Origin of the sequence: Longibacter sp., from assembly GCF_051155795.1 — a bacterium.
Taxonomy (GTDB): Bacteria; Bacteroidota; Rhodothermia; order Rhodothermales; family Salinibacteraceae; genus Longibacter.
Map to the genome: position 1 here is coordinate 19,792 of NZ_DAXETW010000107.1, position 11,144 is coordinate 30,935.

The 11,144-nt window shown below is 63.5% G+C and carries 9 protein-coding genes; 1 reads left to right on the forward strand and 8 read right to left on the reverse strand.

Translation table 11 applies throughout. The annotated features are described in order from the left end of the window. Positions 1–52 precede the first annotated feature (52 nt). Positions 53–1,132 carry an endolytic transglycosylase MltG gene (gene mltG, locus ACFCU0_RS11550; protein ID WP_434973827.1) on the forward strand — a complete coding sequence of 360 codons (1,080 nt, stop codon included), beginning with the start codon at positions 53–55 and terminating at the stop codon, positions 1,130–1,132. Between the two features lie 101 nt (positions 1,133–1,233). On the opposite strand, the gene ACFCU0_RS11555 is transcribed toward mltG, so the two are convergent. The 8 genes from ACFCU0_RS11555 to ACFCU0_RS11590 all read right to left on the reverse strand — a co-directional run bounded on the left by ACFCU0_RS11555 (position 1,234) and on the right by ACFCU0_RS11590 (position 10,919). Next, a complete protein-coding gene (locus tag ACFCU0_RS11555; RefSeq protein WP_434973828.1) occupies positions 1,234–2,946 on the reverse strand; it encodes an OmpP1/FadL family transporter in 1,713 nt (570 codons plus the stop codon). Between the two features lie 140 nt (positions 2,947–3,086). After that, on the reverse strand, positions 3,087–4,829 hold the full coding sequence (locus tag ACFCU0_RS11560; protein ID WP_434973829.1) for a hypothetical protein: 1,743 nt from the start codon (positions 4,827–4,829) through the stop codon (positions 3,087–3,089). Positions 4,830–5,021: 192 nt separating this feature from the next. Beyond that, a complete protein-coding gene (locus ACFCU0_RS11565; RefSeq protein WP_434973830.1) occupies positions 5,022–7,772 on the reverse strand; it encodes a phosphoenolpyruvate carboxylase in 2,751 nt (916 codons plus the stop codon). Between the two features lie 204 nt (positions 7,773–7,976). Further along, on the reverse strand, positions 7,977–8,441 hold the full coding sequence (locus ACFCU0_RS11570) for a hypothetical protein (protein ID WP_434973831.1): 465 nt from the start codon (positions 8,439–8,441) through the stop codon (positions 7,977–7,979). A 30-nt stretch (positions 8,442–8,471) separates the two neighbouring features. Beyond that, positions 8,472–8,945 carry a hypothetical protein gene (locus ACFCU0_RS11575; protein ID WP_434973832.1) on the reverse strand — a complete coding sequence of 158 codons (474 nt, stop codon included), beginning with the start codon at positions 8,943–8,945 and terminating at the stop codon, positions 8,472–8,474. Positions 8,946–9,008: 63 nt separating this feature from the next. Further along, positions 9,009–9,536, reverse strand: a complete 528-nt coding sequence (locus ACFCU0_RS11580) for a hypothetical protein (protein WP_434973833.1) — start codon at positions 9,534–9,536, stop codon at positions 9,009–9,011. A 137-nt stretch (positions 9,537–9,673) separates the two neighbouring features. Then, positions 9,674–10,018, reverse strand: a complete 345-nt coding sequence (locus ACFCU0_RS11585) for a hypothetical protein (protein ID WP_434973834.1) — start codon at positions 10,016–10,018, stop codon at positions 9,674–9,676. A gap of 367 nt (positions 10,019–10,385) precedes the next feature. Beyond that, positions 10,386–10,919, reverse strand: coding sequence for a PH domain-containing protein (locus ACFCU0_RS11590; RefSeq protein ID WP_434973835.1), 534 nt, complete (start codon positions 10,917–10,919; stop codon positions 10,386–10,388). Positions 10,920–11,144: the final 225 nt, after the last annotated feature.

The window sequence follows — 11,144 nt, forward strand, 5'->3', positions numbered from 1 at the left end:
GATTACGAACCATGCATCATCTCGTCTCTACCCGCACCTCCGTTTCTGCTGAATGACCGTCCGGAAGCGCATACTCTACGCCGTCGCGGGCGTCGTTCTGCTTATCGCCCTGACGGCGGGGGCCGGCGCCTGGGTTGTCTTCGGCCCGAACACACCCTCGTTTGAGGGGGAACGTACGGTGACGATCCCGCAGCGGGACTTCGACGCAGCCGTGGACTCCCTCGCCTCGGCCGGCCTTCTCCAGTCGACGTCTTCGTTCCGATTGATCGCGCAGACCACGGGATGGGACAAGCAGATCAAGCCCGGCCATTACGCCTTCGAATCCGGCGCTTCCTCGTACGACATGCTGGAGACGATCCGCAAGGGGCTGCAGACCCCCGTGCGCGTCACCATCCCGCCCGGCCGCCAGCCTCCGACGGTAGCCGGCGTGCTGGGTCGAAACCTGGGGTTTTCCAGCGACGACTTCCTCACAGCCCTGCGGGATACGAGTCTCGCACAGGACCTCGGCACCACTCCCGAGCACCTCTTCGGCTACATGCTGCCGGAGACGTACGAGTTCTACTGGCAAACGCCCGCCAAAGAGGTTCTGCGCCGTATAAAGCGGGAGTTTGATGCCTACTACGAGCGCGAACTGGCGAACGCCGCGGCCGACGCCGGCCTCAGCAAACACGACGTGCTGACGCTGGCGTCAATCGTCGAGTGGGAAGCCTACTTCGATGAGGAGAAGCCGACGATCGCCGGCGTGTACCTGAACCGGCTGGACGACCAGTGGAAGTTGCAGGCCGACCCGACCATCCAGTACGTTTTGATCGACACGCAGGGAGAGCGAACACGACGCGTCCTATACCGCCACCTGGAGATCGACCATCCGTACAACACCTACCGGAACGCCGGCCTGCCTCCGGGCCCCATCACCAATCCGGCGCCGACGACGCTTCGCGCTGTCGCCTATCCGAAGGATCACGACTACTACTTCTTCGCTGCGGATGGTACCGGAGGGCACCGGTTCAGCCGGACGCTTCGCGAGCACAACCGCGCCGCCCGGGACTACCACCGGATGCTGGACGAGCGTGAACAGCGCCGCGAGGAACAGGCCAACGCGGATGCCGGCGCGAGTCCGTCCTCCCGTTAGATCGTTTTCGTGAACACCGAAGACCCGCGGTGCCGCATCGGTCAAATGCCGGTGCACGGGCACGCGGGTCTTTCAAGGAAAGCGTAGAATCGGTCGGCCTGCTAGAACGTGATCGTCATCCCGAGCATGAAGAGGTTACGGGACACGTCCTGCTGTACGACGGGCGGCAGGTAGGTCGCGTCGTTCAGGGGCTGCGGGACGTTGCCGAGCGTGCCCAGGTCCGTCGCGTTGTAGGGACTGAAGGGGTCGTCTACGCGCTCCTGCATCCAGCCTAGGTCAATCCGGAACTGGTCGCTGACCGCGTAGCCGAGTCCGCCCGCCAGGTAGAGCCGATCCCGGGCGGTCGTGCCAGCAACAGCACGGCCCTCGCGAGGATCCGGCCGATAAGCGGCTCCGGCCCGAATCGATAGACCCTGGTCCAGACGGTATTCGGCGCCGCCCCGCAGGTTGAAGACGTACGAGTAGTTGTCCTCAATCGCGTCCTGGATCGGTGTCACGTTGAACACGGGTCCGGTTGTCGATTCGTCCACGTCCAGCTGAGACCAGTCTACGAATTCGACATCGGCGCTGACGAGCAGGTTGTCGGCATCATATTTCAGGCCGGCGCTCAACCGGAGCGGCGTGCGCGTCTCGTAGTCCAACCCACCCCGGCCCTGCGACTGGAACGTGTCGTTGATGCCGTAAGACAGCACGCCGCCCTGATCGAAGGTGGTCTGCACCGCGGCGAGCGTGTACGTACGGTCGACGGACGACCACGTGGGCGACTCAAATGCGACGCCGAACGTCAGCTCATCCGCTACCTTCGCGGATACGCCGAAACGCAGGTTAAAGCCGACCAGGTCATCCTGATAGCCGTCCCGGTAAAGGATCTGGTCGAGCCCGGTGTAGGTTGTGCCGCCGCGAATCACCTCATAGTTGTCATTCCCGCCCTGGTCGATCTCCACGAGCTCCTGGCGAAACTCGTACGAGCCGAAGATGATGTTCGCGCCGCCACCGACCATGACGTTCTCCGCCGCCTCGAACGCGGCGCCGAAATTCAGCTCGTTGATGCTACCGGAGCGGTCCACCTCGCCGATCTGCTGGATGCGCGTTCCCGGGAAAACGGCAGGCTGAAACGGGTACTCGCCGTTCTGCCGGAGCCCCTCGAAGAACTCGATGGCGCCGCCCTCGAAGGCAACGAATGCCCGCGGAGACTCGAAAAAGTCGATTTCACCGGTCGGAAAGTCAACGTTCTGAATGTTCGGAAGTAGGGAGCCGGTGACCGACGTCCCGACCGCCTCCCCCTCGTATTCCATCTCCTGGGTGAAATCGGCGGACCGGTGGTACGACGCTGCAAACGTGAGCGCACCGCGTTCGGTCGGTACCTTGTAGAGGGCGCTAAAGTTGGAGAGCGTCGTGTTGGGCGTGCTCGACTCCAGGTTCAGGCCCGCACCCGGTCCGGGCGGCTGGTAGGTCGCATCGGTACGGGACGTGAGAATACTGAACCCGCCACCGGCCTGCGACGACTCCGCCCATCCCAGCCCGGCCGGATTGGTATAGAGCGCGCTAATGTCGCCCCGCCCGGCCACACCGGCGCCGGCGAGTCCGATCGAACGAGCCGTGACGCCGGGAAGGCGCTCAGACAAGCGGAAGATGTCGTCGGCATCCGGAACGTCGGTGTTCGCATTCAGCAGGCCTGGATCGCGCACCTGCGCCTCAGCCGGCGTTGCCGACCAGAGCGGGAAAAACACCAGCACGACAGCCGTGCACCACGCCCATCGGCGGACGGATCGAAGGACCCGTGTACGGTCGGAGTACGTTGCGTCGGTTTTCATAAGTCTATTCAAACCGGTGGGTTACGGGAAAGGAGGTTTGTATCGCAAGCGCATAGAAAGGGCCCGTGGCACGAGTACACGGGCCCGGAAGGAGTGAAGACGCGGCCGCCGTAAGGGCGGAGCTGCTGTCAACCGGCGCTCTAGTTGTCGTTGTCGCGGCGCGACGAGCGGCGGCTCGATGAACGGTCGGAGGAGCGGCGACTGCGATCGGTGGTTGCACGGCTGCGAGACCGGGAACGGCTTGACTTGGCCTCACTCCGGCTCCGCGATGAGCGCGACGTGGCGCGACTGCGGGAGCGGCTGCTGCGTGACTTCGTAGCTCGGCTACGTGACTTCGTCGCCTGGCTGCGACTCCGCGGGGTGCGGGCCGACCGGCTTCTCGTTCGAGAAGAGCGGCTCTTCACGGCATCGTTTGAGCGGCGCGGGGCGCGCGTCCGAGCGGAGCGGTCCGACGTGCGAGAGCGTGTGGATCGGTCGTACGTTCGCGGCCGTGGCGTCCGATCGTAGGTCGGTGAGCGCTTGGTTCCGCGATTCGTATCGTAGGAACGGTCACGCGACCGGTCGTAGGTGCGAGAGCGATCGTATGTCCGCGACCGGTCGTAGGTCGTGCTCCGGCGGGTGTAACCGTCGGAGGACTCGCCGGCCCGGCTGCGGGACGTGTCGTAGCGCCGCGGGGTGGAGTCTGCGCTCCGGCCGACGCGTCCGGTCCCGGTGCGGGTCGTGCCGACCGACCGGATACGCTGGCTCCCGTCGTCGCGGGACCGCGCCGAACTCGATCCGTCGTCACCTGCGCGACCGGATCGTCCGGTGCGAGCGCGTGAATCCGACCCACTCGATCGGGAGGAGCGCGCATTCTCGTTATCGTTGCCATCACGGCTGCGCGATGCGGAGCGTCCGGTACGCGAGGAATCGTCCGAACGGCCGGTGCGAGCACGCGAGTCCGATCCGCTCCGTGAGCGAGAGGATCGAGCATCCCCGTTGTCGTTGCCGCCGCGGCTGCGCGTCGCCGATCGTCCCGTGCGAGAGGATTCACCGGAGCGCCCCGTTCGGGCGGCGCTTCGGTCGTCCCCGGAGCGTGTGCTCGTGCGGCCGACGCGCCCACTGCTTCCGGAACGCGTCCGGGTCGTCGTTGCCGACGAGCCCTGATCGGATCCGCTTCCAGCACTGCGACCCACGCGGCCACTGCTGGCCGAACGGCCGGTCGCGGCGCGCTGCTGGTCACTTGCGGCAGACGTACGGGCCCGGCCCGACGTGGCGGTCCGACCAACGCTGGCACTCCGGACGGTGTTGTCCGTCACACGGCCGGAGGTGGCGGTCCGCCCCACGCGACTCGCGTTCGTGTTCCGCGGTACGGTGTAGCTGTCGCGGCGGCGCTCGTAGTCGTAATATCCGTCGTAATAGCCGCTGTAGTAGAAGTCCGACGGGCGATGCCAGCGGTACGGGCGCCAGTACCGATACGGTCGATGGTACCGGTAGCGTGAGTAGGCAAAGTACCCGCCGTAGTACGATCGGTGGCGGTAGAAGAACGGATCATAGTACCCGAAGTCGCCGAAGCGGACCGTCACGGAGACGCCCACGCCCGACACGAACGGATCGTACAGGAAGGGGTCGTAAAACGGGTCGTAGAAGATCGGGTCGTACAGCGCCAGATGCCGGTAGTGGCGAACCCGGAAGCGATCATGGCGGTCGTACCGGTCATACCGATCGTACCGGCGATCGTAGTCGCGCCGGTACTCATCGGCATACACCTCACCGTCGCCGCGATCATCCACCGTGGCGAGTTGCGTGTAACACCCCGTCAGACTCGTCGCAGCTACAAGAAAGGCAAGGACGCCCGCCAGCTGGCGGAGACCTCGAAATGTGGAGCGCGTGATCTGTGTCATGGTGAGCCCTCGCTATTGTGCCGCGATCAATTTCCTTACCTTTATCTTAGACGCAAATCGTTTCTACAAAGTTCGCCGCGACGGTTTGCGTCCATTTCTTCATCTGCACAGCCGCTTCATCCCGCGGGAAAGTAACATCCAGATTGGGCCCAGCCCGTCCGCCGTGGACGCGCCGGGACCACGCTTCCTCTCCTACCCCGTCGTGCCGAGCCCATTCGCAATCGCGTTCACCGTGAGGAGCAGCTTGAGCAGCACCTCGTCGTTGCCGGAGCCCGAGCCGTGACGCCAGTGCTTCAGCAGGTCAATCTGCTGCCGGTGGAGCGTTTGAAGCCCCTCCTGTCGGAGGTCAAGATACTGCTGGACGTTGGGCCGCTTCTCGGCAAGCGGGCCGGAGTAGATGCGCTCCATCATACGGCGCGTCCGGTCGTATTCCGCCTCAATCTGCGACATCACCCGTTCGCGCAGGTCGTCGTCTTGCACGAGGCCGGCGTACTGCCGCATGATCTCCGGATTTGCCGTGGCCAGGCTGGTCGCGACGTTGCTGATGATGTAATGGAGCGGCGACCAGATGAAGTTCTGCTGTTTCACATCGTTGAACGCGTCGGGATGCTCCTCCTGAAGCCACTCCAGCGCGGTCCCCGTCCCGTACCAGCCCGACAGGTAGAAGCGCGCCTGACTCCAGCTAAAGACCCACGGAATCGCGCGCAGGTCGGCGATCGTCTGCTTGCCCGTCCGGCGCGCCGGTCGCGACCCGATGCGGCTGGCTTCGATCGCATCGATCGGCGTCGCCTTGCGGAAGAACGGCACGAAGCCGTCGGTGTGAATGAGTTGCTGATACGCCGCGCGACTCTTCTCCGCCATGCGGTCGAGCGTCGACTCCAGCGGGTGACCCTTCTTCCGGCTGTAGCGCTGCCGGCATGTGGCGCCGGTGGTCCCCGCGATCAGCAGCTCGAGGTGGTAGGCGGCATTTAAACGGTTGGCGTACTTCTGCGCGATCGTCTCGCCCTGCTCGGTGAGTCGCAGGTCCCCCTGCAGCGACGAATGCGGGAGTGCGTTGATAAACCGGTGCGTCGGCCCGGCGCCGCGGCTGATGGTCCCGCCACGTCCGTGGAAGAAGCGGACGCGCACGCCGTGCTCCCGGCCCACATCGGCAAGCGCATCCTGCCCGCGGTACAGATTCCAGAGGCTCGATACGATGCCACCGTCCTTGTTGCTGTCGCTGTAGCCGATCATGACCTGCTGTACCGGCTGGCTCGTCCCGTGCTCCTCCTGCAGATAGGCCAGGCTCCGCTGCGTCATCGGGTGCGACAGGAAGTCGTCCAGAATACCGGGCGCATTATGAAGGTCATCGATCGTTTCGAAGAGCGGCACAACGGGCAGCCGGCACACGATCCCGTCTTCGGTCTGCATCGTCAGGCCGGTCTCGCGCGCGAGCAGATAGACCACGAGAAGATCCGACAGGCTCCGCGTCATGCTGATGATGAGGGCGCCGATCCCCTCCGGTCCGTACTCCTTGATGTACTGCGACACCTCGCGATAGGCGTCCAGCACGGCCTGGGCCTGCTCGCCCAGTTCCATGTCCGGGTGCGTCAAGGGACGCGGGGAGGACAACTCGCGATTAAGAAAATCGAGGCGCTGCTCCTCATCCCATTCCAGAAACCGCTCGCCCTGCAGTCCGGCGGCAGACATGAGCTGCGCAACGGCTTCGTCGTGAAACTGGCTGTTCTGCCGAATATCCAGTGCCGCCAGGTGAAACCCGAACGTCTGCACCGTTCGCAGCACGGGGTCCAGGTCGCGCCGTGCGATGCGGTCTGCGTCAACGGCGAGAAGCTGCTCGCGGAGAAACATCAGATCGTCGACCAGCGCGTCGGGCGTCTCGTACGCGGCGGGGTGCTCGACCCGGGCGCCGTCCTCGATGGGAAGACGCGCGATCATAAGATTGACGAACTGCCGCCACGGCTCGTCGGGATTCCGCTCCACCGCCCGTCGTCCCCTTTCCCCGAGATCCTCCGCGATGACAGCGACCGTTTCGGAAAGCGGCTCCGGCGGCGCCTGCAGAAACTCCGACAGGCTGAGCCGTCGCGTCAGCTCCGTGAGCTTTTCCACAAGCAGCTGCAGGGCGTTCGTCCGTAGCTCGCCGAGGGTTTCACGAGTGACGTCCGACGTGACGAGCGGGTGCCCGTCCCGGTCGCCGCCGACCCAGTTGCCGAACCGAAGGCTCGGGCGACCGTCGGGGCGGTGCAGCAAGGCGGGGTCAAAGTCCATCTCCTCCCAGGCCACGTTGAGCCGGCGATCCAGCTCCGGCAGGACGTCGGGGAAGACGTTTCGCAAATAATGGATCGCGTTGCGGCGCTCCGAGGCCAGGTCCGGCTTTTCCAGGTAAATCTCGCCCGTACGCCACAGGCGCTCGAGCTCCGCTTTCATCGATGCCCGTAGCTCTTTCCGCTCAGACGGTGTCCAGACCCGGTTTTCGCGATCGACCAGGAGCAGGTACATCCGGCGGTGATGCTCCAGTACGGTCGCCCGCTTGGCCTCGGTCGGGTGGGCCGTCAGGACCGGCTCCACGCGGACATCCGTCAGCACGTCGGCAATCTCTTCACCGGACAAGCCCCGCTCCTTCAGTCGCTCGAGATTCTGCTGCCAGAGGCCTGAGACCTTCGCCAGCTTTCCCTCCGCTTCCAGCTTTCGGCGCATCTGGACGGCTGCATTTTCCTCGACCATGCTCAGGAGCTGAAAGGCGATCGAGTAGCTCTGCGCGGTCCGGCTCGGCCGGGTGGTCTTCCCCGTCGGCGCGCCGTCGTCGCTCCAGGGCAGGCGATCGGCGATTTCGCCTTCGCCCAGTTCCGTTAGCACCTCACGGAAGCAGTCCATGACGAACTGCAGGTCTTCGCGGATCTTGTCCGCGTTCTCGTCGAGTCGAGTTCGAGGGATCATGGTAGGCATCGCACATCGGGGTCTGAGAGGTGGAATAACCGGATCTGCACCGGCGCGCTGTGACGACGTGGGGAAGCGTTCGCGCGGGATTCCGCGGAGCTGTCAGGCGGGAGGACGTGAGAAGATCGAATTGCCGATCGACGGCCGCCGTTCCGGGGATAATGCACAGATCATCCCGGATGGGGAATCGTGCGGCCGGGATCTTCAGGCGGGTTATTGGCCAGACCGACCCGCGAGGGTTGCCCAGAACACGATTCCTTCTTCGCCGACCACCCGCCCGCTCACGACGCCGTCCGTATTCCAGTCCTGGATTTCGATACGGCGGACCGCGATCGTTTCCTGCGTCCTGCGTTCGGGGAGGGCGCTACGCTGGATCCGTATCAGGCTGTTAAAGGCCGGAAGACCAGCGTCTCCTTGCGTACGGAGGGAGAGCTGGATCGTCTCCGTGCATTCATCGCCGCACAGAGTTGATCGTGAAAGCACGACACGGTCGTCCATTCGCCGCGCCTGCCATCCTTTCTCCCCGGACGGATCCGTGACCGTGGCATCCGCTGCCGTAATCGTAGCGCCCGTATACGGGACGACCTCCGCGTTGTACTCCGGGTCGGACCGGTCGCAGGCCGCAAGCAGGAGAAGCAGAACAAGGGCAGCGGGAAACGCACGAAGAATGTGGGACATAGCAGGTTGTGTACTGAGGATATGCGGAGATTACGATGAGGGGCCGTGGAGGAAGCGGGCCGAACGTCCGCCGGGGCCGTCTGGACGGAGATCATCTCGGATGGACGGGGAGAGGGCCAGCGCGAGAATGGCCAGGCCCAGCAGGGCGGAGATCAGTTGCAGCGGCGGCTCTGCGTGGTATCCGATGATCGCGATGTCGACGCCAATCCAGATGATAAGGGCGACGCCGACCGAAAAGGCGACCGGCCACGCCCAGTTCCAACGACGGCGGATGGCTATCCATGCTGCAAGCGGGTACCATCCGAGCACGATGAACAGGCTCAGTCCAGGAATCAGGTAGGAGTCGAACAGGGAGCCGGTCAGCCACTCGTTCGGAATACCGAGGGACGCACCCGTCGGGTCGACCATCAGTCCGGTCCCGCCCGCGATGCCACTGACGGCCTGAAACAGGATCATTCCGCTGAGAAGCTGCGTGGCGTTCGGTCGATCGGGTTCGTTAGCCATCTGAATGTACCTGAATCGGCTGAATCGACGATCGAGTTGGCCATGTCCGGCAGCCACGCGGCGTCAGGAATCATCGACCGTCCAGCTCCGGTGCAAGGAGCAGTCCAAGGGATCCTTGAAATACCCGCAGTCGGCGCAGCGGACCACGTCGGGGTCGTGACTCAAGTTCGTCTTCACGACGAGCGACGCTGCGCGGCGATCGAGGTTCGGCTGAATCCGGTGACACTGACCGGGCGGGAGCACTGCCGTCTCATACCGTGCGACGTCACGCGTTTCGACATCACCGTCGACCAGGTACTCGATGGTCAGACCGCCCTGAAACGGAACGTATACTTCCGTGCTGCCCGGGTGGTAGCCGGGCACGAAGGCCTTCGCGTTATCTTCCGGGAGGACGCTGAGGAGCACGCCGATGTCCTCGCTCCCAAAGCAGAAGTCGTGGTCCAGCCGTGAGCCGCACAGGTAGACGGCCGACTCGCCGCGCTTCCGCATCCCCTCCAGTAGCGTGTCGAGCGCGTGGTCCTCAGATGATAGCGCCTGCCGGATAAGGTCCGACTGCGTCTCGTAACGCTCCTCCTCGGTCCACTTTTTCATGTATCACTTCCGGTGATTGCGTGAAATATTGCGGCTGCCCCCCACCCACCGTCGCACGGCCGTGCGACGGTGGGGTTTATGAGCGGGCGACGGTGAGAATGCGTTTGTTGTCCATCTAATCTGCACTCCCGGCTGCATCATTCGGACCGTCTGCCAAATTCCTCGATCGATGCCAGGATCTGATCACGGAGTTCATGGCTGAAGTCGTCCAGGTCGGCCTCACAGATCATGCCGTGCTGAAGCATGCGGATCAAGTGGATGCTCATGTTTGACCGAGAGTGTCCATCCAGACAGGCCTGCAGGATTTTTGCCTCCGCATCCACTCGGTCCTTGATCTCCCAGAACGCCTCTGTCGGCGTTCGATCGCCGGGCGTCGTCAGCACGTTGATCTCTTCATTCACCGTCTGGAGATACCGCTCCCGCCACTCCGACACGGATCTTCGAAAGCGGCGCCAGTCAGATTCGTCTACGTTCGCAATCATATCGAAGCCCCGAGAAGGTCTGGACCTGGTAATTGCTGTTCGATGCGATGGGGCGCATGCGGCTGTCGTCCCTCTTCCTGTCGATCGCAAAGATGTCCGTCCTGCATATGCTATCGACGGGAGGACGGGAGGATTCGCAATACTTGCGAGTGCAGAAATAAGGTTGGCACGTCATCTGGTCCGTTGAAATACGCCGGGTAACCCTCCGGTTCGGACGCAAAACGAGCGCACCCCGTTGCTTCTCGCGCACATCTCGCGAGGCCCTGCAGTCAGCCGGACGACTCCGGAATGGCAACATGCATACGCAGTAACACGCCCTGACGAGTGACGCGAGCATGACGAGCCCCTTATGAGAAAGAGTCGTGGCTTACGACGGGACAACATTGGGCTCCCAGGCGGCGTCCTGCTTTAGTCGACCCACGAACTCACCGGGACGATTCGGGGTGATGACAATCGATTCGCCATCGATGCGCAAGTGCACGATGTCGGTCGCATTTGTGGCGTACGCGCGGTAAGCGCCAAGGCGATCATTTTGAAAGTGACCGATAAATCCAAAAAGGCCTCCGTTCCCCCATGTTCGGATCGACCCTTTCATGATGCCGGGCACCACTTCCGCGTGGTGCACGGTGTCAACAGGGTACGTGGTGCTCCAGCCGAGCCGGTGAATGCGGATCTGTCCATCTTCTATGCTATACCCGCGCACGGAAAACGCGGCAGTGCCCATGATGATGGCAAAAGGAAGGGCAATACCCAGGAACCCGTCGAGTGAAAAGAGCGGGCTGTCACGAAAAACACTTAGCAGCATGATCGCAAGTAAGAGACCGAGTGTCCCGCCCGTGAGGAGCTTGAGTGTTGTGCTCCAGGCGGCGTTGAACTGCGGTGACTCCAGCAACATGCCCATAGAAGTAGCCTTAGTCGAACACGGGTATCTGCCCCTCTCTCCTTAACGCCATTTTTACCGGGGGGTCGAGAACCAGATCCGGACGCCCCACCCCGAATCGGCTAAGGATGTCGTCAGGGACATCCGCTCCTCCCGAACGCGCTACACCGACGGATCCGCCTGGCTCGCGGAGACGCGTACGGGCAGCGTACGATAAAACAACACAGTCCGGCCAGGGCGAGCACG

Bases quoted from the DNA above. Each gene is read 5' to 3' on its own strand.
- mltG (WP_434973827.1), top strand. From the start codon at position 53: ATGACCGTCCGGAAGCGCATACTCTACGCCGTCGCGGGCGTCGTTCTG.
- ACFCU0_RS11555 (WP_434973828.1), bottom strand. From the start codon at position 2,946: ATGAAAACCGACGCAACGTACTCCGACCGTACACGGGTCCTTCGATCC.
- ACFCU0_RS11560 (WP_434973829.1), bottom strand. From the start codon at position 4,829: ATGACACAGATCACGCGCTCCACATTTCGAGGTCTCCGCCAGCTGGCG.
- ACFCU0_RS11565 (WP_434973830.1), bottom strand. From the start codon at position 7,772: ATGCCTACCATGATCCCTCGAACTCGACTCGACGAGAACGCGGACAAG.
- ACFCU0_RS11570 (WP_434973831.1), bottom strand. From the start codon at position 8,441: ATGTCCCACATTCTTCGTGCGTTTCCCGCTGCCCTTGTTCTGCTTCTC.
- ACFCU0_RS11575 (WP_434973832.1), bottom strand. From the start codon at position 8,945: ATGGCTAACGAACCCGATCGACCGAACGCCACGCAGCTTCTCAGCGGA.
- ACFCU0_RS11580 (WP_434973833.1), bottom strand. From the start codon at position 9,536: ATGAAAAAGTGGACCGAGGAGGAGCGTTACGAGACGCAGTCGGACCTT.
- ACFCU0_RS11585 (WP_434973834.1), bottom strand. From the start codon at position 10,018: ATGATTGCGAACGTAGACGAATCTGACTGGCGCCGCTTTCGAAGATCC.
- ACFCU0_RS11590 (WP_434973835.1), bottom strand. From the start codon at position 10,919: ATGGGCATGTTGCTGGAGTCACCGCAGTTCAACGCCGCCTGGAGCACA.